Annotated in this window: 23 protein-coding genes; 8 read left to right on the top strand and 15 right to left on the bottom strand. The window is 60.5% G+C overall.

From position 1 onward, the window contains the following. Positions 1–32: 32 nt before the first annotated feature. The 3 genes from aspS to J4721_RS14815 all read right to left on the bottom strand — a co-directional run bounded on the left by aspS (position 33) and on the right by J4721_RS14815 (position 3,726). Positions 33–1,811, bottom strand: coding sequence for an aspartate--tRNA ligase (aspS, locus tag J4721_RS14825; RefSeq protein WP_211002981.1), 1,779 nt, complete (start codon positions 1,809–1,811; stop codon positions 33–35). A 167-nt stretch (positions 1,812–1,978) separates the two neighbouring features. Next, the gene (locus tag J4721_RS14820; RefSeq protein ID WP_102877012.1) at positions 1,979–2,632 is read right to left on the bottom strand and encodes an aminotransferase class IV family protein; all 654 of its coding nucleotides are present in this window, start codon (positions 2,630–2,632) and stop codon (positions 1,979–1,981) included. Further along, positions 2,575–3,726, bottom strand: a complete 1,152-nt coding sequence (locus tag J4721_RS14815) for an aminodeoxychorismate synthase component I (protein WP_102877013.1) — start codon at positions 3,724–3,726, stop codon at positions 2,575–2,577. The genes J4721_RS14820 and J4721_RS14815 overlap by 58 nt, the downstream gene beginning before the upstream one ends. Before the next feature lie 188 nt (positions 3,727–3,914). Here J4721_RS14815 and carB point away from each other — a divergent pair, with 188 nt between their 5' ends. Beyond that, positions 3,915–7,274: a carbamoyl-phosphate synthase large subunit gene (carB, locus tag J4721_RS14810; RefSeq protein ID WP_027246802.1), complete on the top strand. Its 3,360-nt coding sequence runs from the start codon at positions 3,915–3,917 to the stop codon at positions 7,272–7,274. Positions 7,275–7,355: 81 nt separating this feature from the next. Here the strand turns inward: carB and J4721_RS14805 are convergent, their stop codons facing one another. Beyond that, entirely contained in the window at positions 7,356–8,237 is an 882-nt protein-coding gene (locus tag J4721_RS14805) for a LysR family transcriptional regulator (protein WP_102858973.1), read from the bottom strand. A gap of 118 nt (positions 8,238–8,355) precedes the next feature. Here J4721_RS14805 and glyA point away from each other — a divergent pair, with 118 nt between their 5' ends. After that, complete coding sequence (gene glyA / locus J4721_RS14800) at positions 8,356–9,663, top strand: serine hydroxymethyltransferase (RefSeq protein ID WP_211002982.1); 1,308 nt, start codon at positions 8,356–8,358, stop codon at positions 9,661–9,663. Between the two features lie 128 nt (positions 9,664–9,791). Here the strand turns inward: glyA and J4721_RS14795 are convergent, their stop codons facing one another. The 4 genes from J4721_RS14795 to J4721_RS14780 form a co-directional block, all read right to left on the bottom strand. Then, a complete protein-coding gene (locus J4721_RS14795; RefSeq protein WP_014875364.1) occupies positions 9,792–10,505 on the bottom strand; it encodes a serine protease in 714 nt (237 codons plus the stop codon). A gap of 590 nt (positions 10,506–11,095) precedes the next feature. Further along, a complete protein-coding gene (locus tag J4721_RS14790) occupies positions 11,096–14,140 on the bottom strand; it encodes an efflux RND transporter permease subunit (protein ID WP_211002983.1) in 3,045 nt (1,014 codons plus the stop codon). Positions 14,141–14,151: 11 nt separating this feature from the next. Further along, positions 14,152–15,195: an efflux RND transporter periplasmic adaptor subunit gene (locus J4721_RS14785; protein WP_102849460.1), complete on the bottom strand. Its 1,044-nt coding sequence runs from the start codon at positions 15,193–15,195 to the stop codon at positions 14,152–14,154. Positions 15,196–15,198: 3 nt separating this feature from the next. Beyond that, positions 15,199–15,696 (bottom strand): MarR family winged helix-turn-helix transcriptional regulator, encoded by a 498-nt coding sequence (locus J4721_RS14780; RefSeq protein ID WP_014875367.1) that lies wholly within the window; start codon positions 15,694–15,696, stop codon positions 15,199–15,201. 210 nt (positions 15,697–15,906) lie between these two features. On the opposite strand from J4721_RS14780, the gene J4721_RS14775 reads away from it, so the two are divergent. Continuing rightward, positions 15,907–17,031 carry a beta-ketoacyl-ACP synthase III gene (locus J4721_RS14775; RefSeq protein WP_102855865.1) on the top strand — a complete coding sequence of 375 codons (1,125 nt, stop codon included), beginning with the start codon at positions 15,907–15,909 and terminating at the stop codon, positions 17,029–17,031. 100 nt (positions 17,032–17,131) lie between these two features. Here the strand turns inward: J4721_RS14775 and arsH are convergent, their stop codons facing one another. Continuing rightward, on the bottom strand, positions 17,132–17,860 hold the full coding sequence (gene arsH, locus J4721_RS14770) for an arsenical resistance protein ArsH (protein WP_247656138.1): 729 nt from the start codon (positions 17,858–17,860) through the stop codon (positions 17,132–17,134). Between the two features lie 22 nt (positions 17,861–17,882). Then, on the bottom strand, positions 17,883–18,344 hold the full coding sequence (locus tag J4721_RS14765; RefSeq protein ID WP_014875370.1) for a hypothetical protein: 462 nt from the start codon (positions 18,342–18,344) through the stop codon (positions 17,883–17,885). A gap of 378 nt (positions 18,345–18,722) precedes the next feature. Between J4721_RS14765 and J4721_RS14760 the strand changes: the two genes are divergently transcribed. Next, positions 18,723–19,322: a thymidine kinase gene (locus J4721_RS14760; protein ID WP_211002984.1), complete on the top strand. Its 600-nt coding sequence runs from the start codon at positions 18,723–18,725 to the stop codon at positions 19,320–19,322. A 63-nt stretch (positions 19,323–19,385) separates the two neighbouring features. Here the strand turns inward: J4721_RS14760 and J4721_RS14755 are convergent, their stop codons facing one another. From J4721_RS14755 to J4721_RS14735, 5 genes are all read right to left on the bottom strand, one after another. Further along, on the bottom strand, positions 19,386–20,312 hold the full coding sequence (locus J4721_RS14755; RefSeq protein ID WP_211002985.1) for a D-glycerate dehydrogenase: 927 nt from the start codon (positions 20,310–20,312) through the stop codon (positions 19,386–19,388). Between the two features lie 26 nt (positions 20,313–20,338). Then, positions 20,339–20,677 (bottom strand): tRNA-binding protein, encoded by a 339-nt coding sequence (locus J4721_RS14750; RefSeq protein WP_014875373.1) that lies wholly within the window; start codon positions 20,675–20,677, stop codon positions 20,339–20,341. Next, positions 20,670–21,497 carry a pyrroline-5-carboxylate reductase gene (gene proC, locus J4721_RS14745; protein WP_211002986.1) on the bottom strand — a complete coding sequence of 276 codons (828 nt, stop codon included), beginning with the start codon at positions 21,495–21,497 and terminating at the stop codon, positions 20,670–20,672. The genes J4721_RS14750 and proC overlap by 8 nt, the downstream gene beginning before the upstream one ends. Positions 21,498–21,554: 57 nt before the next feature. Next, a complete protein-coding gene (locus J4721_RS14740; RefSeq protein WP_014880732.1) occupies positions 21,555–22,055 on the bottom strand; it encodes a YbjN domain-containing protein in 501 nt (166 codons plus the stop codon). Between the two features lie 374 nt (positions 22,056–22,429). Next, a complete protein-coding gene (locus J4721_RS14735; RefSeq protein WP_014875376.1) occupies positions 22,430–22,678 on the bottom strand; it encodes an accessory factor UbiK family protein in 249 nt (82 codons plus the stop codon). 96 nt (positions 22,679–22,774) lie between these two features. Here J4721_RS14735 and lgt point away from each other — a divergent pair, with 96 nt between their 5' ends. The 4 genes from lgt (at position 22,775) to J4721_RS14715 (ending at position 25,863) form a co-directional block, all read left to right on the top strand. Then, a complete protein-coding gene (lgt, locus tag J4721_RS14730; protein WP_211002987.1) occupies positions 22,775–23,677 on the top strand; it encodes a prolipoprotein diacylglyceryl transferase in 903 nt (300 codons plus the stop codon). Continuing rightward, complete coding sequence (locus J4721_RS14725; protein ID WP_211002988.1) at positions 23,674–24,741, top strand: class I SAM-dependent methyltransferase; 1,068 nt, start codon at positions 23,674–23,676, stop codon at positions 24,739–24,741. Before lgt ends, J4721_RS14725 begins: the two co-directional genes overlap by 4 nt. Next, positions 24,738–25,505, top strand: a complete 768-nt coding sequence (pgeF, locus tag J4721_RS14720; protein ID WP_014875379.1) for a peptidoglycan editing factor PgeF — start codon at positions 24,738–24,740, stop codon at positions 25,503–25,505. Before J4721_RS14725 ends, pgeF begins: the two co-directional genes overlap by 4 nt. A 205-nt stretch (positions 25,506–25,710) precedes the next feature. Next, positions 25,711–25,863 (top strand): hypothetical protein, encoded by a 153-nt coding sequence (locus tag J4721_RS14715; protein ID WP_162893390.1) that lies wholly within the window; start codon positions 25,711–25,713, stop codon positions 25,861–25,863. Positions 25,864–25,950: the final 87 nt, after the last annotated feature.

Below are 25,950 nucleotides of genomic sequence, written 5' to 3'. Positions count from 1 at the left end.
CCCGGGCCTGTCGATATATTGCTGTGGTCGGATTACTGATCCTGCGGGATCACGCGCAGGCCCAGCTCCATCAGCTGATCGCTCATCGGCTCGGAGGGGGCCGACATCATCAGATCTTCGGCGCGTTGGTTCATCGGGAACATGATCACCTCGCGAATGTTGGCCTCATCCGCCAGCAGCATCACCATGCGGTCGATGCCAGCCGCGCAGCCGCCGTGCGGCGGGGCGCCGTATTGGAAGGCGTTGACCATGCCGCCAAAGCGTTTTTCGACCTCTTCCTTGCCATAGCCGGCAATCTCGAAGGCCTTGAACATAATCTCCGGCTTGTGGTTCCGGATCGCGCCCGAGACCAGCTCATAGCCGTTGCAGGCGAGGTCGTACTGGTAGCCTTTGACCGCCAGCGGATCGGACAGCAGCGCGTCCATGCCACCCTGCGGCATCGAAAACGGGTTGTGCTCGAAATCGATCTTGCCGGTTTCCTCGTCCTTCTCGTAGATCGGGAAATCCACGATCCAGCAGAAGGCAAAGCGGTCTTTATCAGTCAGGCCCAGCTCTTCGCCGATCACGGTGCGGGCGCGGCCTGCAACGCTTTCAAACGCCTTCGGCTTACCGCCGAGGAAGAAGGCCGCATCGCCCACGCCGAGACCCAGCTGCTGGCGAATGGCTTCGGTGCGCTCGGGGCCGATGTTCTTGGCCAGCGGACCTGCCGCTTCCATGCCTTCGCCCTGATCGCGCCAGAAGATATACCCCATACCCGGCAGGCCTTCGCCCTGGGCGAATTTGTTCATCCGGTCGCAGAACTTGCGGCTGCCACCTTTGGGGGCCGGGATCGCGCGGATTTCCGTGCCTTCGTTTTCCAGAAGATTTGCAAAGATCGCAAAACCTGAGCCGCGGAAATGCTCGGAGCAGTCCTGCATCTTGATCGGGTTGCGCAGGTCCGGCTTGTCGGTGCCATACCATTTGGCGGCATCTTTATAAGAAATCTGCGGCCATTCGCTGTCGACCTTGCGGCCCTTCCCGAATTCTTCAAACACGCCCTGCATCACTGGCTGGATGGTGTCGAACACATCCTGCTGGGTGACAAAGGACATCTCCAGGTCGAGCTGGTAGAAATCGGTGGGCGAACGGTCGGCGCGCGGGTCCTCATCGCGGAAACAGGGCGCGATCTGGAAGTATTTATCAAAACCCGAGACCATCATCAGCTGCTTGAACTGCTGCGGCGCCTGCGGCAGCGCGTAGAATTTGCCCGGGTGCAGGCGGGACGGCACCAGGAAGTCACGCGCGCCTTCGGGGCTGGAGGCGGTGATGATCGGGGTCTGGTACTCGTTGAAGCCCTTGTCCCACATGCGACGACGGATCGACTGGATCATGTTGGAGCGCAAGAGCATGTTCTTCTGCATCTTTTCACGACGCAGGTCGAGATAGCGATAGCGCAGACGGGTTTCTTCCGGGTATTCCTGTTCGCCGAACACCATCAGCGGCAGCTCTTCGGATTTGCCGAGGACTTCGATGTCACGGATGAAGACTTCGATCTCACCGGTGGGGATCTTGTCGTTCACCAGGCTCTCGTCGCGCGCCTTCACGTTGCCATCAATGCGGATACACCATTCGGAGCGCACTTTCTCGATCTCGGCAAAGACCGGGCTGTCCGGGTCAGCCATGACTTGGGTGACGCCGTAATGATCACGCAGGTCGATGAACAGAAGGCCGCCGTGATCGCGCACCCGGTGGACCCAGCCCGACAGGCGGACGGTCTCACCGACGTTGGATTTGTTGAGTTCGGCGCAGGTATGGCTGCGATAGTCGTGCATGGGGTGACCTTTCGTTATACCGGTCGCATGACCGGGCGGGCCGTCAATCGGGAGATGCGCCAGAACGGCGCGGAATGCGTCCGGGGTGGTACACTAGGTTGCGACGGCGTTGTCAAGCAAACTGGGTGATTTCCACGTGGTCTGACGCCTGAAACCTCCAATTCCGGCTATACTAGCCGCGCCGGGATTAGTCCCCGCAGGGAGTTGCCCATATGGATGGCTTTTGCCTCCATCAGGTCCTGCGGGTGCAGCACCGCCTCCGTGCATTGGCCGCGGTCCAGCATAACCTGCCGAAGGACCCCCGGCAGCAGGCCGCAGACCAGCGGAGGCGTGATCACCAGCCCGTCCGCGCGGGTCACGAAAATATTGGTGATGGTGCCCTCGCAAACCGCGCCGTGCTCATTCAGGAACAGCAATTCATCCACGCCTTCCGGGAGCGCCGCGCGCGCGGCATCGTAGAGCACGCGGCGGGTGGTCTTGTGCTGCAGCCAAGGGTCATCCGCCTCCAGCCGGGTCTCCGCAATGCCCAGCCGCCATTGCGATGGCGTCGGACCAAGCGGTGCTTTGACCAGCTCCAGCTGCCCCCGTCCGCCCAGTGTGAGGCGACAGCGCAGCGGTGCTGTGCCCGTCACCTCAGCCAAGACACGCGCTGCCTCCTCAGGATCGAAGGCAAGGTTAAACGCTGCCGCGCTACGCGCCATGCGGGCCAGATGCTGCGGCAGATGCCGGAACCCCTGCCCCGGCTGCCAGCCCAGCGTCTCGATCAGGCGGAAAGCGGGATCGTTCGGGATGGCGTCACGCGGGCGAACCGGGCTTTCCATAGCGCTTCCTCATATTCGGAGTCTGCGGTGCTGTCCCAGACCACGCCGCCGCCCACATTGAGCGTCGCGCGGCCGTCTTCCAGCATCAGCGTACGGATGGCCACGTTGAATTCGGACGATCCATCCGGCGCCGCCCAGCCGATAGTCCCGCAGTAGATATCACGCGCCCAGGGTTCCAGATCCGCCAGAATCTCCATCGAACGAATTTTCGGCGCGCCGGTGATGGATCCGCAGGGGAACAGCGCCGAAAAGATCTCTGCCAACCCGGCGTCGGGGCGTAATCTGGCGCGCACCATGGAAACCATCTGATGCACCGTCGCGTAGCTCTCGACCGCAAACAGTTCGGGCACATGGACCGAGCCGGTCTGTGCCACGCGGGAAATGTCATTGCGCAAGAGATCAACGATCATCAGGTTTTCAGCGCGGTTTTTCTCGTCCTGGCGCAGGAAGTCGCGGCGGCGGGCGTCCTCCACCGGATCGGCGCTGCGCGGCTGGGTGCCTTTCATCGGGCGGGTTTCAATCACGCCGTCAGCATCGGTGCGGAAGAACAGCTCCGGCGAGCGCGATAACAGATCCGGCAACCCGTCCTGTTCGATCAGGGCGCCGTAGCCAACGGCTTGTCTGGCTTCTAATGCGGCATAGAGGTTTTCAGCGGTGCCATAGGCATCAGCATCAATCGGAAAGGTCAGATTGGCCTGATAGATGTCGCCCTTGCCGATGTTGTGATTCACCTCGGCGAAGGCCTGAGCGTAACGCTCATAGGTCCAGCGGGGGGTTATGCCCTCAAGACCCGCATCGCCAGCAGGTAGATCCGGCGACGCCACCCCGCCCCCGCAGGAGGGCGCTTCATAAACCCCGAAACAGATCAGCGGCAGCCGCCGCGCCTTTGGCATCCGGCTCGCCAGTTTTGGCTCCAGTGCATATCCCAGCTCATACGATGCATAGCCAGCCAGCCAATGGCCCGCGTCCCGCGCCGTATCCAGTGCAGCCAAGGCGGCGGGCACGTCGTCCGGCCCGTCCGCGCGAATGATGCGCAGCGGGGTTTCAAAACATGTACCGGCCCCCTTTGGCCCCTGATCAAAGCGAATCCGCACGTCTGCCTGCTCCGTTTCTCTAGCCTCTCCACATATATCCGTTCGCTATGCGAACAAAAGGCATGGATGCGGCATTTCCAATTCGGTTTCCGATCCCCCTTGAACCTTTCGGCGCGGTGCCTATAACGCAGGACAATTTGGGCGCACGGGGGTGCCCATGACTCGCGTAAATCAGAGGGATTCAGGCCATGCCGAAAAGAACCGATATCCAATCGATCATGATCATTGGTGCGGGGCCGATCATCATTGGCCAAGCCTGTGAGTTTGACTACTCAGGCGCGCAAGCCTGCAAGGCGCTTCGCGAAGAGGGTTACCGGGTCATTCTGGTCAACTCAAACCCGGCGACGATCATGACCGATCCGGGTCTGGCGGATGCCACCTACATCGAGCCGATCACACCGGAAGTGGTTGCCAAGATCATCGAAAAAGAACGCCCCGACGCGCTGCTGCCGACCATGGGCGGGCAGACCGGTTTGAACACCGCGCTGGCGCTGGAAGAGATGGGCGTGCTGGCCAAATTCGACGTTGAGATGATCGGCGCCAAGCGCGAAGCCATTGAAATGGCAGAAGACCGCAAGCTGTTCCGCGAAGCGATGGATCGGCTTGGGCTGGAGAACCCCCGCGCCACAATCATTACTGCGCCGAAGAAAGATAACGGCAATGCCGATCTGGACGCAGGTGTTCAGATGGCCCTGGACGAGTTGGAAGACATCGGCCTGCCCGCAATCATTCGCCCGGCCTTTACCCTTGGCGGGACCGGCGGTGGGGTCGCTTATAATCGCGAAGATTACATCCACTTCTGCCGCTCCGGCATGGATGCCTCACCGGTTAATCAGATCCTCGTCGATGAGAGCCTGCTGGGTTGGAAAGAGTATGAAATGGAGGTGGTGCGCGACACCGCCGACAATGCGATTATCGTCTGCTCGATCGAGAATATCGACCCGATGGGCGTCCACACAGGTGATTCGATCACTGTGGCCCCGGCGCTGACGCTGACCGACAAAGAATACCAGATGATGCGGTCCGCCTCGATTGCGGTGCTGCGCGAAATTGGCGTGGAAACCGGCGGATCCAACGTGCAGTGGGCCGTGAACCCTGCCGATGGCCGCATGGTGGTGATCGAAATGAACCCGCGCGTGTCGCGCTCTTCCGCGCTGGCCTCGAAGGCGACCGGCTTCCCGATTGCCAAGATCGCCGCCAAGCTGGCGGTTGGCTTCACGCTGGATGAGCTGGACAATGACATCACCGGTGTAACCCCGGCATCATTTGAACCGACCATCGACTATGTCGTCACCAAGATCCCGCGCTTTGCCTTTGAAAAATTCGCAGGCTCTGAGCCCTATCTGACCACGGCAATGAAATCGGTCGGCGAAACCATGGCCATTGGCCGCACCATCCATGAGAGCCTGCAAAAGGCGCTGGCATCGATGGAAACCGGGCTCACAGGCTTTGACGAAGTGGCAATCCCGGGTGCAGAAGATGAGACCGATGGCAAGGCCGCGGTGATCAAGGCAATCAGCCAGCAGACCCCGGACCGGATGCGCACCATCGCACAGGCGATGCGCCACGGCCTGTCCGATGATGACATCCACGCGGTCACCAAGTTCGACCCCTGGTTTCTGGCCCGTATCCGCGAAATCGTCGAGGCCGAAGCCAAGATCCGCGCCGAAGGCCTGCCGCAGGACGAACACGGTCTGCGCGCGATCAAGATGCTGGGGTTCACTGACGCGCGTCTTGCCATGCTCACCGATCAGCGTGAGGGCGATATCCGCGCGGCCCGCCGTGCACTGGGCGTCAATGCCGTGTTCAAACGCATCGACACCTGTGCCGCCGAGTTCGAGGCGCAGACACCCTATATGTATTCCACCTATGAGGCTCCGGCCTTTGGCGATGTTGAATGTGAGGCGCGCCCTTCAGACAAGAAAAAAGTCGTCATCCTCGGCGGTGGCCCGAACCGGATTGGTCAGGGGATCGAGTTTGACTATTGCTGCTGTCATGCCTGCTTTGCGCTAACGGACGCGGGTTATGAAACCATCATGATCAACTGCAACCCGGAGACCGTGTCGACCGACTATGACACCTCTGACCGGTTGTATTTTGAACCGCTGACGTTCGAACATGTGATGGAAATCCTTACCAAGGAGCTGGAAAATGGCACCCTGCATGGGGTCATCGTGCAGTTCGGTGGGCAGACTCCGCTGAAGCTGGCCAATGCGCTGGAAGAAGAAGGCATACCGATCCTCGGCACCTCCCCCGACGCGATTGATCTGGCCGAAGACCGCGAACGGTTCCAGGCGCTGGTCAACCAGCTCGGCCTCAAACAGCCGCATAACGGCATTGCCTCCACAGATGCGCAAGCGCTTGAAATTGCAGAAGAGATCGGCTTTCCTCTGGTGATCCGCCCGTCTTACGTTCTGGGTGGTCGCGCGATGGAGATCGTGCGCGATATGGATCAGCTGAGACGCTATATCGCCGAGGCGGTTGTGGTCTCCGGGGACAGCCCGGTTCTGCTCGACAGCTATCTCTCTGGCGCGGTGGAACTGGACGTGGATGCGATCTGCGATGGCACTGAGGTGCATGTGGCAGGCATCATGCAGCACATCGAAGAGGCTGGCGTCCACTCCGGTGACAGCGCCTGTTCGCTGCCGCCCTACTCCCTGTCCAAAGAGGTGATTGCAGAGGTCAAGACTCAGACCAACGCATTGGCCAAGGCGCTGAACGTGGTCGGTCTGATGAACATCCAGTTCGCAGTGAAACCCGACGCCGACGGCAAGGATGTGATCTATCTGATCGAAGTGAACCCGCGCGCATCGCGCACCGTGCCGTTTGTGGCGAAATCCACCGATAGCGCCATCGCCTCCATCGCCGCCCGCGTGATGGCCGGAGAACCGCTGTCGAATTTCCCCAAACGCGCCCCCTATGAGCCGGACGCAGGCTACGATGTGAACACACCGATGGCGGATCCGATGACGCTGGCAGACCCGAATATGCCGTGGTTCTCCGTGAAGGAAGCCGTGCTGCCCTTTGCCCGGTTCCCTGGAGTTGACACGCTGCTGGGGCCGGAGATGCGCTCCACCGGTGAGGTCATGGGCTGGGATCGCAGCTTTGCCCGCGCGTTCCTTAAGGCGCAGATGGGGGCCGGTATGGTGCTGCCCTCCGAAGGGCGCGCGTTCATCTCGATCAAGGATGCCGACAAGGGCACATTGATGCTGGATGCTGCGAAAATTCTGGTGGAACAAGGCTTTACCCTGGTGGCGACACGCGGCACCCAGAGTTGGCTGGACGGCCATGGCGTACCATGTGAACTGGTGAACAAAGTCTATGAGGGCCGCCCCCATGTGGTCGATATGCTGAAGGACGGCAACGTCCAGCTGCTGATGAACACCACCGAAGGGGCACAGGCCGTGCAGGACAGCAAGGACATGCGGTCCGTCGCGCTCTATGACAAGATCCCCTATTTCACCACCGCTGCCGGCGCCAATGCCGCCGCCCGCGCGATCAAGGCGCAGGCTGAGGGTGATGTAGAGGTGAAGAGCTTGCAGGGCTGATCTGCCGACATTGGCAGAAAGCGAACCATACGAAAGGCCCCGCCATCGCGTCGGGGCCTTTTGCTATCTGCAACCGGAACTCTAGCGCAGGAGTGCCAATATGGTCTCATGCGCAGAACCTCTTCGGGCACGCGGCGGCTGTACAAGGATAAGCTGGCGCCCACTGTCAGCGCTGAGATCTTTGAACGGGCATATCAGGCTGCCCTGATCCAGCGCATCGGCGACCAACGCCTCATGTCCCATCAGCACCCCGGCCCCGGCAATCGCTTGCTGCAGTGCCAGGCTGTAGAGCGAATAGGCCGGGCCGCTGTCTGCATTTGGTAGGGCAAGCCCGGTGCTTTTGCTCCACTGCGCCCAATCCCCGGCCCAGGTCTGATCCTGCAAGAGGGTAAATTGCGGCAGGTCCTCCGGGTGGTTCAGCCCCGCAGCCACCGCCGGTGCGCAAACCGGAAAGATCCGGTCTCCCTGCAGTACCAGCGCCGCCTCCGGGCGCTCATCGGGTGATGCGTAGAAAATCGCAAAATCGAAGAGTTCCCGATTGAGATTTGGAGGTTCCTCCATCGCTGTGACAGAGATTTTGAGATCCGGCAGCGCTCTGCGCAATCGATCCAGCCGCTGCGGCAACCAAAGTTGCGCAATGCAAGGCAACGCCGCGATATGCAGATCCTGCACCGGTCGGAGCGACCGCAAGGCCTGCGTCGCCGCGCCGAGGGCATCAAATGCGTCCACGAAGCTTGGCAACAGTGCTTTCCCCGCCGCGGTCAGCACCACCCCCTGCGGGTTGCGTTGAAACAGCGGCGCGCCGGTCCAGTCTTCCAACGCCTTTACCTGCTGAGACACAGCGCCGGGGGTCACCCCCAGCTCCTGTGCTGCAGCAACGAAGCCGCTGAGACGCGCGGCAGCCTCAAACGCCCGCATCGCGTTCAATGGTGGCCCCTTGGGGCGTGGAGGAGAGACAGGCATGGCAGGTCGCTTCAGGCTTAGATTTTCTACGCCAACAGATAGCAAATCTGGTTTGCCCGGTCATGCCCCTTGAGCACAAAGTGATTGCAGACAGAGCTATCCATAGATGGAGGATCAGATGCCCCAAGCGCCCCAAAGCTGGCTTCCCGAAGCGAGTATCACCCGTATCGAGGATATCACCCGGGCCACGGCCGGTGCAGGGTCCGATCAATTGCTGGACCGTATCGCGACCCTGGTCGAAGAAAACCGTGTGATCCACGAGGAAGACTGCTTCAACCTCAATCCCGCGACAAATGTGATGAATCCAAAGGCGGAGGCGTTGCTTGCCTCAGGTCTGGGGTCACGCCCTTCGCTGGGGCACCCCGGTGACAAATATGAGATGGGGCTAGAAGCGATTGAAGAAATCGAGGTCATCGCAGCGCGTCTTGCCTGCGAGGTCTTTGATGCGGAATTTTCCGAAATCCGGGTGCCATCCGGTGCGTTGGCCAATCTCTACGGCTTTATGGCGACCTGCCGCCCGGGCGACACCATCATCGCACCACCAGCCAGCATCGGCGGGCATGTGACCCATCATGCGGCCGGCTGTGCCGGGCTATACGGGCTACGCAGTATCGAGGCGCCGGTGCTTGAAGATGGCTATATCGTCGATCTGGAGGCCCTACAGCAGCTCGCAGAGCGAGAGCGCCCCAAGTTGATCACCATCGGCGGCAGTCTCAACCTATTCGAGCACCCCGTCGCAGGCGTCCGGGCGATCGCGGATCAGATTGGCGCCAAAGTCATGTTTGACGCGGCCCATCAATGTGGGATCATCGCGGGGAAGGCCTGGGCCGATCCTCTCGCCGAGGGCGCCCATTTCATGACCATGAGCACCTACAAGAGCCTTGGCGGTCCTGCCGGTGGATTGATCGTCAGCAACGATGCCGAAATCGCCAAGGCTCTGGACAGTATAGCTTTTCCAGGCATGACGGCAAACTTTGATGTGGCAAAATCCGCAGCCCTCGCGGTGACCCTGCTGGACTGGCGTGACCACGGCCGGGCCTATGCCTCCGAAATGATTGCGATGGCAAAGAGCCTTGCCGCCGCGCTGGAGGCGGAAGGCCTGCCACTGTTCAAAACCGCCGATGGCATCACCATGTCCCATCAATTTGCCCTGTGCGCAGCCCCCTATGGTGGTGGGCAGGCAGCTTCCAAGCTGCTGCGCAAGAACGGGTTTCTGGCCTGCGGGATTGGCCTACCAATTCCCGCGGTAGAGGGCGATATGAACGGCCTGCGGATTGGCACGCCAGAACTGGTGCGCTGGGGCATGACCAGCAAGGATGCCGCTGCACTGGCGGCGCTGATCGCGGCGGCTCTGCGCGGGGAGGCGGTGCTGGATCGGGTTTCCGCTTGGCGGCGGCAGTTTGACCGGCTTCACTTCGTCAACTGACGTGCCTCCCGGTACCTAAGACGTAAAAACCCCGGAGCAGATGCTCCGGGGTTTTAGGCTGATTGGACGCGGCCCACCTCCCACGGACGCTTTTGTGGGAAACGGAGCGGAGGCTGAGCAGGCCCGGCTCAGCCCGCGCGGCGCATCAGCGAGCGCAGCGATCCATCAAAGGTGGTGGCCAACGACACGCGCTTGCGGCCTATCTGGGCCTTGGCCGAGATCACGGAAACCAGCAGCGGCGCGCCTCCTTTGCGCATCTGCAGCACAGGCGACCCGGAAGCGCCGTATTCTACCCGACAGGAGGTCACCAGTGTTTCGCTTCTGGTCGACAGGATCCGGCAGCCTTGTTCACGGGCCGGACGGGTGGCCTGGTTCACGGTGTAAGAAAGCACATCGACGCTGTCGCCCGGTGTTGGAGCTGCGGCCAATACAAAGGGGCGGATTTGGCTGCCCGCAATCGGACGATCCAGACGCAAAACCGCGATATCGCTGCCGGCTTCGCTGCGGCTGGACCAATTGTGACGATATCCGGGATGAACAACCGCCTTCACTACACGGCGCGATGCCTTGGCCCTGCGACCATTGAGACCGGCCTCAAATTTGATACTTCGCGGGTTCACCGCCTGCCCAGTTTGCGGATTGTAGAGACAATGCGCAGCTGTCAGCACCAGATTGGGCGCGATCAAACTGCCGGTACACATATTGCGCCCGGCGATGTTGAGCCGTCCGACGGCTTCCCACCCCTGAACGGCCCTGACCCCTGCAGACTGCGCCTCGGCAGAGAGGCTAAAGGTTGTACTCGAAATAATGGCGGCGGCGATAAGCCCTATAATGCGTTTCATGGTCCACTCCTATTTTTCCCACATCGCCATCTTCGGGGTCGGCTGAGGCTGGAATGCGGCTTGGAGTTGTGGAGAGCTGTCAGAAAGGCGCGCAGAATGTGACATACTTAACAATCAGTTAACGTGCGCAGTTATTGCGGCCACCGGGTTGCCGCAGCCCTATATTTTCCTTAACCTTCCTGAACATTTTTAGGGAAATTTCGCTCAAACATCTGAAAAAATGTCATTTTTCCAGCAAGGATTTCAGTGCGATTTTCCCTGTGGATATGGAGCTGGCGCTGAGATTTGGAAAGGAATCGCGGGGATTAAGGCGGAATTGGGCCCGCCCAGCCGGCGATTGGGGCGAATCCTGTCGACGCTCTGCCACCGCATAAGTCTTAAGAGATCACCCTCGGGTCACCGCGGGGTTTTGGGGCGAATATACCGGCCGTCGCGCCGATATCTGCCCCACTCCAAGAACGGTGCCCCTGGCTTATGCCGGCTCACAGACTGCCCTGTAAAACCCACACCGCAATCAGAAGGAGATCAAAATGACAAAAAAGCCCCGGTTCTGCAACCGGGGCTTTCTCTTGAGATATCAGGCGCCGTGATCAGGCTGTAGCGGCCTGTTCGCGTTTCTCATCCCGCCCGAAGAAGATCAGATAGAACACCGGCGCGGCCACCAGAGTGAGAACAGTGGCAAAAGCCAGCCCTCCCATGATGGTGATCGCCATAGACACGAAGAACGCATCCGTCAGCAGCGGTGCCATGCCAAGGATGGTGGTGACCGCTGCCAGCATGACCGGGCGTAGACGCGACACTGACGCCTCGACAATGGCCTCGCGCAGGGGTCTGCCCTCAGCCCGGACCAGATCGATTTCCTCGACCAGAACGATACCGTTCTTGATCAGCATGCCAGAGAGGCTAAGCAGACCGAGAAGCGCGGTAAAGGTGAAGGGCATACCGGTACCAAGGAGGCCAATCACCACCCCGTTCACCGACATCGGCACCAATAGCCAGATGATGATCGGCTGACGGATCGCGTTGAACAGCAGCACCGAGATCAGCACCATAATCAGGATCGTGACCGGGAGCTGCTTGCCAAGGCTGGCATTGGCGTCGGCAGAGTTCTCATGCTCCCCGCCCCATTCCATGGTGTAACCCGCAGGCAGCTGGATCTCCTCAATGGTGTCCTGCACCTGCGAGAACACGCTGGCTGCGGTCAGGTCCGCCGAAATGTCCGCGCCAACCGTCAGCGTCGGCACCCGGTCACGGCGATGGACAAGGGTGTTTTCGACAACCACGTCGATCCCGTCAACCATCTGCTCAAGCGGCACAAATTTGCCCGCCGCTTCGGAAAATACCAGCTGATCCATCAGATTATACTCACCAGCTTCGGCACGACGCAGAACGATTGGGATCAAGCGATCCCGCTCGCGGAACACCCCTGCCCGCAGGCCATCGGTGGAGAACTGCAGCGCATCCGCAATCGCCTCCCGCGTGACACCGGCGGTCTGCGCCCTGTCAGTGGCATAAATCGGTTTCAACGTGATTTCCTGCTCGCGCCAGTCCTGTCGCACGCTCAGGATATCTGGTGTCGCCTGTTGCAGTCGCAGCATCGCCTCCTCACCCAGCTGGCGCAGCACCCGGGGATCAGGCCCGGCAAACCGCACCTCAATCGGGGCGCCCCCGCCGGGGCCAAAGACCAGCCGTTTGGTGCGGAATTCTCCCTCGGGGAAGCGGCCCTGACCAAAGACCTCCAGATCGGCTTGCAGCGCTGGGATCGCCTCAAGGCTGATGGCCCGGATGATGAGATGCCCATAGCTGGGGGTCGGATCTTCGGAATCATAGGTCAGCATGAAGCGCGTGGCCCCCTGCCCGACGAAGGTGGTGACCGTTTCCACATCGTTCCGGTCTGCCAGCCACTCCTCAAACACACGCATGTGCTCTGAGGTGGTCGTGATCGACGAGCCCTGCGGCAGCTTGTAGTGCACGAAGAACAGCGGCGTGTTGGAGTTGGGGAAAAACTGCTGCTTCACCTGCCCAAAGCCGATAAAGCAAAGCACGGTGATGGCGATAAGACCCGGCACCACAAACCAGCGCAGTTTCAGCGACAGCCGCAGGATCTTGCTGTAGGTGCGGAACAGGATCCCGGAATAGGCATCATGATCGTCACCGCTCCCCTGTTTAAAGAAATAGTGAGCCAGAAGCGGCGTTGCCGTCAGCGCCAGAAGCCAGCTGAGCAGCAGCGAGATGCCAATCACCGCAAACAGCGAGAACATGAACTCACCTGTGGAATCCGGGCTGAGGCCGATACCGGCAAAGGCCATGATGCCAATGACGGTTGCCCCCAGCAACGGGATCTGGGTTTTGGCCGCCGCCTCATGCGCAGCTTCGCGCGAGCTGCGCCCGCGCGCCATGGAGATCTGCATTCCCTCCGCCACAACGATGGCGTTATCCACCAGCATCCCCATCGCGATGATCAATGCGCCGAGTGAGATCCGCTCCATTTCAATGGAGAAGAAATTCATGAACATCAGTGTTCCGACAACCGTGAGCAAAAGCGTGGTGCCGACAACAATGGCTGCCCGCCAGCCCATGAAAATCGCCAGTACAATCACCACGATGCCAACCGACATCGCAAGATTCACCAGGAAGTCATTGGAGGCCTGATCCACAACAACATGCTGCTGGTAGATCGGCTTCAGCTCAACACCGTAAGGGATCTGGCTGTCTAGCTCGGCCAGACGCGCATCCACCCGCTGGCCAACCTCAACAATGTTTTCCGTCGCCAGACCCGCAATACCAATGGTGAAGGCCTCAACACCATCAAAGCGGATGATCTGGGACGGGTCATCAACCCGACCGCGATGGACATCCGCCATGTCGATGATATTGATGACTTCACCCTGAGAGCCAATCGTGAGACCGGCAATTTCCGTCACGGAGTCGGAGCCTTCCGGCGCGCTGACGCGGGTCTGTACGGGTCCGTTGTCAACCTGACCGGCAGAGCGCACCGAATTGGCCGTGGCCAGAGCGTTCGAGACCGCATTGATCGGAATGTTCTGATTTACGGTGATAGCCATCTTTGGTTCGACAAAAATCGCCTCTTCCGGCAGGCCCGCGATCTCCACATCGGCCACGCCGTCCACCGCCAGCAGTTCACGTCGCAGGAATGTCGCCAGTTCGTGGCGCTCCGCATCAGTGTACCCCTCGGCTGTCACGGCATAGAACACGCCGAACACATCCCCGAAGCCGTCATTGACGAAGGGGGTGCTCACCCCCTCGGGCAGGTCGCGTGCCGCATCTTCGACCTCGCTGCGCAGCTTGGTCCAGAGGGCCGGCAGCTCACTTCCGTCAAAGGTGTCCTGCATCTCAACATCGATGCGTGAAAGCCCAGGCTGGTTCATTGAGGTGATCTGTTTCACCTCACCCATTTTCTGGATCGCCGATTCCAGTGGTTCGGAAACTTCCAGCGCCACCTGCTCAGCGCTGGCACCGGGATATTGGGTGATGACCACCGCCTGTTTGATGGTGAAGGCCGGATCTTCGAGCCGGCCGAGGTTCAGGAACCCCCAGATGCCGCCAAACAGGGCGGCAAGCATGATGATCCACGTATAAAGCGGCCGATTGATCGACCCGCGTGCAATGTCCATGAAATCCGCCCTCAGTTGGTGAAGCCAGTGAAGCGGCGCACGGCCTCTCCATCGGCGAGCGCGCCGCCGCCGGTCAGCACAATTTCTTCGCCCCCCTGCAGACCGGAGGTGATCTCAATCCGGCCACCATCGGTGGCAGCGGTTTCAACCTTGGTCCAGGTCACGGTGCCCTCATCGCCACCTTTGGGTGAAAACAGCATCACGCCGGTTTCCCCATTGGCTGCGGGCACAATTGCGGTGGGCGGAACCACGATGGCCGATGCGCCTGTATCCACGGTGACCCGAACGGTCGTCGACGCGCCGGGGAAGATCTGGCGATCCTTCGGCGGGTCCAGGCGGAAAGTCACGCGGTAGGTCTGGCCAACACTGCTGGCCTCCGCGTCGAATTCCAGGATTTCCAGCGGATATGCAGTATCGCTGCCCGGGAAGGTCGCGGTGATCGTTAGGGCGTCATTGTCTTCCCCCTGCTGGAACAACACCTCGGGCACGTCCACCTCAATGTGGAGTTCCGACATATCGTGCAGACGCACAACGGGCGCACCCGCGCTGACAGTGCTGAACAACGCCACCTCACGGCTGGAAACCAGCGCATCAAAAGGGGCGTTCAGAGTTGCATGTTCGAGCGCATAATCCGCATCCCGCAGGGCAATGCGGGACAGACCCGCCTGAGTTTCGGCGTCGTCGATGGAGACCTGACTGACGGTGCCGGTCAGTTTTTCAAGGCGCGTCACCGTTCGATCCGCCTGTTCCTTTTGCAGCTGGGCCTGACCAAGTTTCAGCTCAAACGGTTCAAGGTCCAATTCAGCAACCAGCGCTCCCTTCGGCACGAAGGCGCCTTCGGTCACAGGAAACTTCACCACCTGGCCGCCAACCTGAAACGCCAGATCAACCGTTTCCTTAGCGGCGACCTGACCGTAGAATTCGCGGTGAATGGGCATCGCACCGGACTGTGTTACCATCAGTTTAACGGGTTTCAGGACATCAGCGGCCAGTGCTGGTACCCCCACCAGCATCAGCGCGGCGATACCAGCGATTGCTCTCAAACTCAGCTGCATAAGTTACTCCTTCCGAAGCGGATTCGCGTCCGCCGCTATAACAGTGTCATGGATTTTGGCCGATAGGGCCGCAAATTGGTGGATTTCATCCGGATCAAGCCCGGAAATACGCTGAAACAACTCCGACATGGCCGCGACCAGGCGATCCCGCTTGGCCACACCGTCGGGCGTCAATGACAAAAGCCAGGCGCGCCGGTCCTGCGGATCGCGGCTGCGCCTAACCAATCCTTGCCGTTCCAGCCGGTCTGCCGCTGCGGTCACGGAAGAGGGAACTGTCTGCAGCATTCGCGCCAGCTCTCCCATGCGGGATGGGGTGCCAAGACGCACCAGGATGTGACATTCCATGCGGCTCAATTCGGGCATTTCAACGCTGTCTTCGATGCAGGCATCAATACGCCAGTAGAGCGCAAAGACACCCAACATCGCGCAGACCTCCGGACGGATCTCACGCGGATGCTGGCCAGTGTCATCGTCAAAGATCTTGTCGGATTCTCGAATCATTCCGCCACCGCCTTTAGAGCGCATATACTTCAAAATTCGAACTATTCAAGGAGGGAAGTTTCCTGACGCCCTCAAACCCACTCCCGCGCCCTCCCCGTGGCGTTGACGTAGGGGCCACTATTGCCATGAACAAAGGGCCAGACTTGACCTGACTGGGGGAAGATGCCCAGATATGCAGCACTTTTTGAAAACCACCCGAAGGTCCAGCGCATGTTCACACCCGCCATCACCGGCACGGGCGTCTTCACCCCGTCACAGACGATCACAAACGCCGAGCTGGTCGCGGCATTCAATGCCTATGCAGACAAGACCAATGCCGAAAATGCCAAGGCGATTGCCGCAGGCGAGATGGAGCCTCTGGCGCATTCCTCCGAGGAGTTCATCCTCAAGGCCTCCGGCATCGAGCAGCGTTACGTGATGGACAAAAGCGGCGTTCTGGATCCTGAGGTGATGCACCCGCTGCTGCGCCAGCGCGGTGATGATGAGCCTTCGATCATGGCAGAGATGGCGCTGGATGCCGCGAAAAAGGCGCTGGCGCAGGCGGGAAAGACCGCTGCCGATGTTGATACCGTGATCTGCGCCGCTTCCAATATGGAACGCGCCTACCCGGCGCTGGCAATCGAAATTCAGGACCTGCTTGGCATCAAAGGCTTCGCATTCGATATGAATGTGGCCTGTTCTTCGGCCACCTTTGGTATTCAGGCCGCAGCCGATATGGTGCGGTCGGGGTCGATCCGTTCGGCGCTGGTGGTGAATCCCGAGATCTGTTCGGGCCATCTGGAATGGCGCGACCGCGATTGTCACTTTATCTTCGGCGATGTGGCGACGGCGACCCTGATCGAGCGCAGCGAAGACGCAACGGGAGCCTATTTCGAGATCCTCTCGACCCGCTGTGCCACCAGCTTCTCCAACAATATCCGCAACAACAATGGCTACCTGCGCCGGTCGCGCCCGGATGGTGTTGAGGATCGCCGCGACATGCAGTTCATGCAGAACGGGCGCAAAGTGTTCAAGGAGGTGCTGCCAATGGTCAGCCAGCACATCGCCGAGCATATGGAAGCTGAAGGGGTCTCAAACACAGATCTGAAACGGCTTTGGCTGCATCAGGCCAACAAGACGATGAATGATTTCATCGGCAAAAAAGTGTTGGGTCGTACGCCAGAGGCCGGTGAACAGCCCAACATCCTGCAGGACTATGCCAATACATCCTCAGCCGGGTCGATCATCGCCTTCTCCAAATACTCCGATGATCTGTCGGCCGGGGATCTGGGGCTGATCTGCTCGTTTGGGGCGGGCTATTCCGTGGGTTCGGTGATCCTGCGCCGCGTTTCCTGAGGCTTCGCAGTCTCGCCTGAGTACAGAACGTGAGCCATAAAACAGGGCCTGCCGAGTGTGGCAGGCCCTATTTTATAACGGAGCATTCTGACGGTTCAGGCTATTTCTGTGACACCCGCTGATGCACGGCCTCAACGTCCTCAACCCGTTCTGAATAGCGGTCGACCAGATACTCCTTGCGGCCACGGGTCAGCCAGGTGAATTTCACCAGCTCTTCCATTACGTCGACGACCCGGCGATAGAACGGCCCGTCAGGCAGTCGCTCACCTTCGCCAAACTCAAGCCAAGCCCTGGGAATGGAGGACTGGTTGGGAATGGTGATCATCCGCATCCATCGCCCCAAAATACGCATCTGATTGACCGCATTGAAAGATTGCGACCCGCCGGAGACCTGCATCACCGCCAGCGTCTTGCCCTGCGTGGTGCGAATACCGCCCTTCAGCGACAGCGGCAGCCAGTCGATCTGTGTCTTCATGATGCCGGTCATCGCGCCATGGCGTTCCGGGCTGGACCAGACCATGCCTTCGCACCAGACAGCCAGATCGCGCAGTTCGCTCACCTTGGGATGGTCCTCAGATCCTGCGTCATCCGGCAGCGGCAGGCCGCTGGGGTCAAAAATCCGCGTCTCACAGCCCAATGCGCGCAGGATTCGCGCGGCCTCCTCGGCCGCTTTGCGCGAATAGCTTACAGACCGCAACGACCCGTAAAGGAGCAGAATACGCGGTGGATGCTGCGGATGCTCTGCCGCCGCCAGACCAGTTACATCAATCTGCGGCAATGCGGCGTCCACGAGTGCAGGCAGATCCTCAGCCGCTCGTGCGTCAGGCATCGCTGCCTTCCCCGTTGACATCTCAGCCACTCTCTTCTTCCAGATGCAGTTTCATATCCAGCAGCACCTGTTGCAGCATCACCGTTTCACGCAGCAGCCGCTTGGCCTCGTTGATGGTGATAATCCCATCGGCCATCGCCTCCTGATATTCGCTCATCAAGGTGGCGAAGCGCTGGCTCAATGCGATCACATCCGCATTGACGCCGCCGCTGCGCGCCTCTGACGCCGGGCTCGCCTCGCAATACGACAGCGTGATGTTTTTCAGATCCGCCAGACCGGAGGTCACATGCGGAAAGGAGGCAGCCGCCTCAAGCTTGGCCACCGCATCAACCGGCATGAAGCGATCGGCATGTTCGGCATTATCCGAGTAATACCGGCCAAGCGTCGCCTTGGATTTCCCAGTGATCTGGCAGGCCGCCTCGATCCCCACATCCTTGACCAGCGCCTCGGTGTGTTTTTTTAGATAAGTACCTATATCTGCCATATAAATTCTACCTGCATATGACCGCGACCCCATTGGGGAAGAAACGCGTTAATTTCCCATTCACGACACTTAAAGGAAATGCGAACCTATTTCTATCCCTAAGGTTTTAAGGGACTTACAGCGCTGATTCAGGCCTTACGGCAGGGAAACGTGTTGGGGGCGGAGGCGTGTTTCGTTTGCCTTCGCTGGTGGGCAATTTCCGTCCAGTTTGCACCCTGCCGCGGGTGTCGTGTGGTTCGTTTCTCGGGTTGTTTCGCCTCGGACCGACATCTGCGTGCAGGGTGCTTCATGGGCGCCCCCCCAAAACCTGCTCTGACATACTGTCGTATGGTGCAGAAAACCGTTTCCTCCAGCGGACACTGCGGCTAAATCACCCTCATGGCCAAGCTCTACTTTCACTACTCCACCATGAATGCCGGCAAATCGACGGTGCTCTTGCAAGCCTCGCATAACTACCGCGAGAACGATATGGACACCTATCTGCTGACCGCGGCGCTGGATGATCGCGCCGGTCAGGGACGGATCGCCTCGCGCATCGGGATTGGCGCGGAGGCGGATATGTTTCGCCCCGGCGAGAACCTGTATGACAAGGTCAGTAACCGTCTAGCCAGGGGCGCGGTCGCCAGTATCTTTGTCGATGAGGCGCAGTTTCTGTCACCGGATCAGGTCTGGGATCTGGCACGGGTGGTGGATGATCTGCGGGTGCCGGTGCTGTGCTACGGGCTGCGGGTCGATTTTCAGGGTAAGCTGTTTCCGGGGTCGGCGACGCTGCTGGCGCTCGCCGATGAAATGCGTGAGGTCCGCACCATCTGCCACTGCGGCAAGAAGGCCACTATGGTGATCCGGCAGGACGAAAATGGCCAGACCATCACCGAGGGCGCGCAGGTGCAGATCGGCGGCAACGAGACCTATCTGTCGCTCTGCAGGCGGCATTGGCGTCAGGCCACAGGCGACCTGCCTTCGGAGAAGTCTGACTGACGTGCGCGGTTTAGTCAGTGCGGGTGGGGCACGCATGGTCCGTGCCCTCACCTTATCACGCGACTAAACCGGCGAAATCAGGGCGTTTCCCGCAAGGAAGGCCGCTACATTGTCCAGCGCCAGATGCCCCATGTCGCTGCGCACCTCCTCCGTGGCTGTGCCCAGATGTGGCAGGAGCGTAACCTGTTCCATCTGACGTAGCGCCAACGGCACCTCTGGTTCAAATTCGTAGACGTCGAGACCGGCCCCTGCGAGCCTCCGTGCCCGAAGGGCCGCGATCAGCGCCGCCTCATCAACCACCTCGCCACGGGCGATATTGATCAGCAGTGCCTCAGGCTGCATCGCCGCCAGAACGTCTGCATTGATCAGATGCCGTGTCCCGGCACCGCCCGGCACCGCCAGTACCAGAACATCAACATTTGCCGCGAGGTCGATCAGGCTGTCGGCTCGGGTCACCGGGAAGCCCGGTGATTTCTCACTGCGCGCCAGATAGCTCACCGACATGCCAAAACCAAAATGGCAGCGCCGCGCGATCGCCTCACCAATACGGCCAAAACCGACGATGCCGACATGTTTGCCGGTGAGGTGCAGCCCCAGCATCTGGGTCGGGTGCCAGCCCTGCCACTGACCTGAGCGGACCAGTCGCTCCCCCTCACCTGCCCGGCGCGCGGTCATCAGCATCAATGTCATCGCGGTGTCGGCGGTGGCGTCAGTGACGGCCCCCGGTGTATTGCTGACAGCAATGCCCGCAGTTTTCGCGGCCTCTACGTCTATGTGATTGTAGCCAACGCCAAAATTGGCCAACAGCCTACACCGCGGTGCGGAGACGCCGGCAAAGCTCGCCGCGTCGAACTGATCGCCGAGGGTGGGCACCACGACATCAAACTCGCGCAGCGCCCGCTGGCGTTCCCCGGCGGTTAGTGGCGTTGTCTCCTGCCGGATTTCAGCGTCAAACTCAGACCGGGCGCGTGCCTCAACGGCAGCGGTCATCGGGCGAGTGATCCAGAGTTTCCCACTCAATGCATCCGCCCTCCGAGTGGTACAGCCCCATCCGGGCCAATCAGCATGATCTCGCCAGCCTCATCCGGCAGCCCCAGAACCAGCACTTCTGACATGAATTTGCCAATTTGACGGGGCGGGAAATTGACCACTGCCATCACCTGTTTACCCAAGAGTTTTTCCGGGGTGTAATGTGCCGTGACCTGCGCCGAGGTTTTTTTGACGCCGATTTCATCGCCAAAATCTACCCACATCTTAATCGCGGGCTTGCGGGCCTCGGGGTAGTCCTCAGCACGCACAACCTCGCCGACGCGGATATCGACCTTCAGAAAATCGTCAAAACTGATGTTATCCACGAGACAGCTCCTTTGACCGGTTGGAGGCCGCCGCCACCGCGCGCCGCAGCAAGGGCGGGAAGCCGTTGTCCTCGTCCATCAGCACCTCAAGTGCAGCCTGCGTGGTGCCATTGGGGCTGGTCACATTGACACGCAGCTCTGCAGGGGTTTCCTCCGCTGCTTCGGCCAGCGCGCCTGCGCCCGCCACCGTGGCCTTGGCCAGCTGCATGGCCAGCTCTGCGGGCAGCCCTTCGGCCTCACCGGCTGCTGCAAGGGTTTCAATCAGGTGAAAGACATAGGCCGGGCCGGAGCCACTGACCCCGGTGACAGCGTCCATCTGCGCCTCACTCTGCAGCCGGACAGTCTGGCCAATTGCCTGTAGCAACGTATCCGCGCGGATCACGTCGTCCGCAGATGCAGAGGCGTTGCCGATGATCGCGGTGATGCCGCGCCCGACCGCAGCCGGTGTATTCGGCATCACCCGCACAATCGGCGTCTCGGCCCCAAGCAGGCTCTCGTAGGTCGCGATTGAGGTCCCCGCAGCCACAGAAATGAACAGCGTCTCGCCGTTACCCAGCTGCTGCAGCTGCGGCAGGGCCTCGCCCATCATCTGCGGCTTGACCGCAATCAGCACAATGCCAGGGGCCTGTTCACCGGCCTCTGGCAGCGGCGCGTTGATGTGGACACCTGTCTGACGCAGCCATTCGGACGGGTTGGGGTCGATGACCCAGACAGCCTGCGGAGATACCCCTCGGTCAAGCCAGCCCGCCAACATGGCCGAGCCCATCTTGCCGCAGCCCAAAAGCGCGATACCGCGCGCTGCGATCTCTGATACCTGCATCTTTCCCCTCCCCTAATCGGATCTCCGGCCCCATGCGGGACCGGTTCGGGGAAAGGTTTACGCGCGCCCGTAAGCCTCTGCAATGGCGACCTGAAGCGCGTCACGCGGCGACTGCCCGCCCCAGACCATCAGCTGGATGGCCGGGTAATAGCGTTCGCAATTGGCGACGGCGGAGTTGATCATCGTATCGATCTGCTCCGGGCTGGCCACCTGCCCCCCGGTCAGCACCAACCCATAACGATAAAGCATCAGCTTATGGTCGGGCCAGAAGGTAAAACCGCCCGCCCAGCACTGATCGTTCATCTCGTTGATCAGCTCATAAAGCCTTGGCAGCTGGTCCTTTGGCGGCTCCATCTCAAAGCTGCACACCATCCGCAGGGTTTCTTCATAGCCGGACCACGCCAGTGTCAGCGAATAGGTTCGCCACTGACCCTCCACCGCCATTGCGATCTGATCGTCGCCGATGCGGTCGAAGTCCCAATCGTGGTCCGAGGCCAAGTGTTCGACGATGTCGATAGGGTGAATTTCGTCTTCCAGAAAATGTTCGGAAAGAGCCATGTTGCCACCTCTCTGATCTCTAGCAAAAGCGATGCGGGGCACCCCCAATTGCTAGCGGCCTGCTCAATAAGGAGAGGAGACTTGCCTCTTCTCCTACTAGATATGGTGGAGGCAGCGAGAGAGTCTGGCAACCCTTTATTTGGGGATAACTGCAATAAGTTGTGGACGAACGGCCCATGCACTCAAAATATCGTGACACAGTCGTGAGTGTGAGATGTGCCCCCGTTGCAGGCATCAAGACCGCGCACTGCGCCCCGCACGCCCGCAGAAGAATGGCGCACAGCCCAGATGGGGCCGTGCGCCAATGAATGTTGCAGATCGGATATTGCAGCCATGGCCTGGGCGTCACCCACAGCTACGACACCGGGATCGCGTCAGTCGGATTTACCCGCTTCCAGCGCATCAAGCCGCGCTTTCAATGCTTCATTTTCCTCGCGGGCTTTCTGCGCCATGGCGCGCACTGCGTCGAACTCCTCCCGGGTCACGAAATCGCGATCCGCAAGCCAACGGTCGATCAGCCCTTTCATTGCGGTCTCTGCCTCTTCCCGCGCGCCATGGGCCACGCCCATGGCATTGGTCATCAGCTGAGAAATATCATCCATGATCTTGTTGCGCGTCTGCATTGTCTTCTCCATGTCTGCCTTGCCCCCTATATGGGCATCAACATCGGCGGCGGCAAGCCGTTGACACCCCAGCCCCCGTAAAGGCATTGACGCCATATGCACGTATTCTTCCTCCAGTTCCCCGATTTAACCCCAGAAATCTTCACAATTGAGCTGTTTGGCAGCCAGTTCGCCCTGCGCTGGTATGCGCTCGCCTATATCGTCGGCATTGTCATTGCCTGGCGGCTGGCGGTGGCAGCGCTGCGACGCCCGGCCTTGTGGCCTGGCGCCCAACCGCCAATGAAAGCAGCGCAGGTTGAGGACTTGCTGACCTGGATCATCCTCGGTGTCATCTTGGGCGGACGGCTGGGCTATGTGCTGTTTTATCAGCCCGGCTATTACCTTGCGAATCCGGCCGAGATCCTGCGGATCTGGCAGGGGGGCATGGCGTTTCATGGCGGTTTGCTCGGCGTGATTCTGGCAACTTGGCTTTATGCATTGCGCCACAACATCCCGCGCCTGCAGATTGCCGATCTGGTGGCCCATACGGTGCCACCCGGGCTGCTGCTTGGGCGGCTTGCGAATTTCAACAACGCTGAACTCTGGGGGCGGGCGACTGATCTGCCCTGGGGCGTGGCCTTTCCCGGGCGCGCAGCGCAGTCCTGCGGTCAGGCGCTAGGGGAGATCTGCGCGCGCCATCCCTCGCAACTCTATGAAGCGCTGCTGGAAGGGCTCATCCTTGGCGCGGCTCTCCTGTGGCTGGTCTATCGGCGCGGTGCGCTGCGCCAGCCGGGCTGGATCACTGGTGTGTTTCTCGCAGGTTATGGCGCGGCGCGGTTTGTGGTCGAGTTTGCGCGCCAACCGGACGCTCTATTTGTGACGATCGAGAACCCGCTTGGCCTGGCCTGGCAGATTGGCGGGTATGGGCTCACTATGGGGCAGTTGCTGTCACTGCCGATGATCGCGATCGGTGTCTTTCTGGTGCTGCGCCGCCGCTCCACCGCTGAGGTTCCCGCATGAGCCTGAGCGAGCGCATCGCGAGCCGCATCCGCACCGAGGGGCCGATCTCGGTCGCGGACTACATGGCGGAGGCGCTGCTGCACCCGACCTATGGCTATTACACGACCCGCGACCCGCTGGGCCGCGCGGGCGATTTCATCACCGCGCCGGAGATCAGCCAGATGTTCGGAGAGGTGATCGGGTTGGCACTGGCGCAATGCTGGCTGGATCAGGGCAGCCCCAAACCGTTTACTCTGGCTGAGCTTGGCCCCGGTCGCGGCACATTGATGGCCGATCTGCTGCGGGCCACCAAACAGGTGCCAGGGTTCCATGACGCAATGCAGATCGCGCTCCTGGAGGCCTCCCCCACCCTACGCAGCCGGCAGGCCGAAACCTTGAGTGGTCACACACCTCTTTGGCTCGACACGCTGGAGGCACTGCCGGAGCAGCCGCTGTTTCTGATCGCAAATGAATTCTTCGACGCGCTGCCGGTGCGCCAGTTTCTGCGGGATGGCGACGGCTGGCGCGAGAAATCCGTCGGGCTGCAGGACGGTAAGCTAAGTTTTGGCCTTGGTGCGGCGGCCCCGCAGTCGGCGCTGGCGCATCGTCTTGAGGACACCCGCGATGACGATCTGGTGGAACTCTGCGAAGCAGCGCAGCCCATGGTGCAAACCATCGCCGCCCGGATTGCCACCCATGGCGGAGCCGCTCTGATCGTGGACTACGGCGATTGGCGTTCGCTGGGGGATACGTTGCAGGCCCTGCGCGCCCATGCGCCAAGTGACCCGCTGAAGGATCCCGGCAGCGCCGATCTGACCACCCATGTTGATTTTGAGGCGCTGGCACTGGCCGCCAAGGCTGCAGGTTGCACCCATAGCCGACTGACCCCACAAGGTGTGTTTCTGGAGCGTCTGGGCATCACCGACCGCGCGCAGGCCTTGGCCGCGCGGCTGGAGGGGGACTCCCTGCAATCGTTGATTGTAGCACATCGGCGGTTGACGCACCCTGAGGAAATGGGAAACCTGTTCAAGGTACTGGGGATTTTCCCCATGCAGGCCTCACCTCCACCGGGATTGAACGCATGACGCTGGAAATTCTTATCTCCGACCTGTTGAATGGCACGAAACACGGGTTCTTCACCCGTCGCGGTGGAGCGTCTTCGGGCATTTTCGCCGGGCTGAACTGCGGGCTTGGCTCCTCCGATCAGCGGGAAGCGGTGCAGATCAACCGGACGCGAGCCGCCGCAGCCATGGAAGCCCCGCCAGAGGCGCTCGGCCGGGTCAATCAGGTACATTCGGCAAATGTCCTGACCATCTCCGATGTGCGGCAAGACAATATTCAGGGCGATATTCAGGCCGACGCGATGGTCACGAATGTGCCCGGCGTGGTGCTGTCGATCCTGACTGCCGATTGTCAGCCGGTGCTGTTCCATGACCCAGAAGCAAAAGTGGTGGGCGCCGCCCATGCCGGCTGGCGCGGCACGCTGGACGGTGTGCTGGAAGCTACATTGGATGCAATGGAACAGCTGGGGGCGAGTCGTCAAAACACCCGCGCGGTCATTGGCCCGTCGATCTCGCAGCGCGCCTATGAGGTCGGCCCAGAGTTCTTTGATGACTTCATGATGCAGGATGCAGACAACGCCCGTTTTTTTGCCAACGGCGAGGGTGATCGCTATCTCTTTGATCTGCCGTCTCTGGGCCTGCACAAACTGCGCAGCGCTGGTGTGGCGGAGGCGGCCTGGACCGGTCATTGCACCTATTCCGATCCTGAGCGATTCTTCTCCTACCGCCGGGCGACCCATCGGAAGGAAGCCGACTACGGTCGTCTCATTTCCTGTATCCGTCTGTAATCACAGCGGCCTTCATAGTCTGACGCGGCATTGAATTCCGTTGCAAAACAGCGCCGGGACTTGGCGTGGTAGCATACGCAGATCTCGCGGAGTTCCGGTGAATTCCACAGATCGGCCACATTGCTGGCGCATTGGCAGGCGACAAATGTCGGGAATACAGCGCGCGGGCGACAGGAGGTTGCCCCGCCCCGACAGGAGACGCCTCATGAAACCGAAATCGCGCTTCATCAAATCCATTGTGGCCGCCGCCAAGACCGAAGAGGTCCGCCTTCCCTGGACCCGTGGCGCCAACCGGCAAGCCGCGATTGAACGCCGTCATCAAACCACATCGCAACAGGCAGCTGCCAAAAGCGCCTGAACCGCGCCACGGCTCATAGCAAGCCGGGAGCCATGAATACCGGCCTGACATCGTCCACCAATGTTCAGGTCAGGCGGCGGCCTCTGC

It is taken from the genome of Phaeobacter sp. HS011, assembly GCF_018101215.1.
Lineage (GTDB): Bacteria > Pseudomonadota > Alphaproteobacteria > Rhodobacterales > Rhodobacteraceae > Phaeobacter > Phaeobacter inhibens.
The sequence above is the reverse complement of the archived record's forward strand: the minus strand, read 5'-3'. Positions and strand labels throughout refer to the sequence as shown.

Excerpts from the sequence above, each read along its gene's own strand:
- aspS (WP_211002981.1), bottom strand. The coding sequence starts at position 1,811 with ATGCACGACTATCGCAGCCATACCTGCGCCGAACTCAACAAATCCAAC.
- J4721_RS14820 (WP_102877012.1), bottom strand. The coding sequence starts at position 2,632 with ATGGAAAGCCCGGTTCGCCCGCGTGACGCCATCCCGAACGATCCCGCT.
- carB (WP_027246802.1), top strand. The coding sequence starts at position 3,915 with ATGCCGAAAAGAACCGATATCCAATCGATCATGATCATTGGTGCGGGG.
- J4721_RS14805 (WP_102858973.1), bottom strand. The coding sequence starts at position 8,237 with ATGCCTGTCTCTCCTCCACGCCCCAAGGGGCCACCATTGAACGCGATG.
- glyA (WP_211002982.1), top strand. The coding sequence starts at position 8,356 with ATGCCCCAAGCGCCCCAAAGCTGGCTTCCCGAAGCGAGTATCACCCGT.
- J4721_RS14795 (WP_014875364.1), bottom strand. The coding sequence starts at position 10,505 with ATGAAACGCATTATAGGGCTTATCGCCGCCGCCATTATTTCGAGTACA.
- J4721_RS14790 (WP_211002983.1), bottom strand. The coding sequence starts at position 14,140 with ATGGACATTGCACGCGGGTCGATCAATCGGCCGCTTTATACGTGGATC.
- J4721_RS14785 (WP_102849460.1), bottom strand. The coding sequence starts at position 15,195 with ATGCAGCTGAGTTTGAGAGCAATCGCTGGTATCGCCGCGCTGATGCTG.
- J4721_RS14780 (WP_014875367.1), bottom strand. The coding sequence starts at position 15,696 with ATGATTCGAGAATCCGACAAGATCTTTGACGATGACACTGGCCAGCAT.
- J4721_RS14775 (WP_102855865.1), top strand. The coding sequence starts at position 15,907 with ATGTTCACACCCGCCATCACCGGCACGGGCGTCTTCACCCCGTCACAG.
- arsH (WP_247656138.1), bottom strand. The coding sequence starts at position 17,860 with ATGCCTGACGCACGAGCGGCTGAGGATCTGCCTGCACTCGTGGACGCC.
- J4721_RS14765 (WP_014875370.1), bottom strand. The coding sequence starts at position 18,344 with ATGGCAGATATAGGTACTTATCTAAAAAAACACACCGAGGCGCTGGTC.
- J4721_RS14760 (WP_211002984.1), top strand. The coding sequence starts at position 18,723 with ATGGCCAAGCTCTACTTTCACTACTCCACCATGAATGCCGGCAAATCG.
- J4721_RS14755 (WP_211002985.1), bottom strand. The coding sequence starts at position 20,312 with ATGACCGCTGCCGTTGAGGCACGCGCCCGGTCTGAGTTTGACGCTGAA.
- proC (WP_211002986.1), bottom strand. The coding sequence starts at position 21,497 with ATGCAGGTATCAGAGATCGCAGCGCGCGGTATCGCGCTTTTGGGCTGC.
- J4721_RS14740 (WP_014880732.1), bottom strand. The coding sequence starts at position 22,055 with ATGGCTCTTTCCGAACATTTTCTGGAAGACGAAATTCACCCTATCGAC.
- J4721_RS14735 (WP_014875376.1), bottom strand. The coding sequence starts at position 22,678 with ATGCAGACGCGCAACAAGATCATGGATGATATTTCTCAGCTGATGACC.
- lgt (WP_211002987.1), top strand. The coding sequence starts at position 22,775 with ATGCACGTATTCTTCCTCCAGTTCCCCGATTTAACCCCAGAAATCTTC.
- J4721_RS14725 (WP_211002988.1), top strand. The coding sequence starts at position 23,674 with ATGAGCCTGAGCGAGCGCATCGCGAGCCGCATCCGCACCGAGGGGCCG.
- pgeF (WP_014875379.1), top strand. The coding sequence starts at position 24,738 with ATGACGCTGGAAATTCTTATCTCCGACCTGTTGAATGGCACGAAACAC.
- J4721_RS14715 (WP_162893390.1), top strand. The coding sequence starts at position 25,711 with ATGAAACCGAAATCGCGCTTCATCAAATCCATTGTGGCCGCCGCCAAG.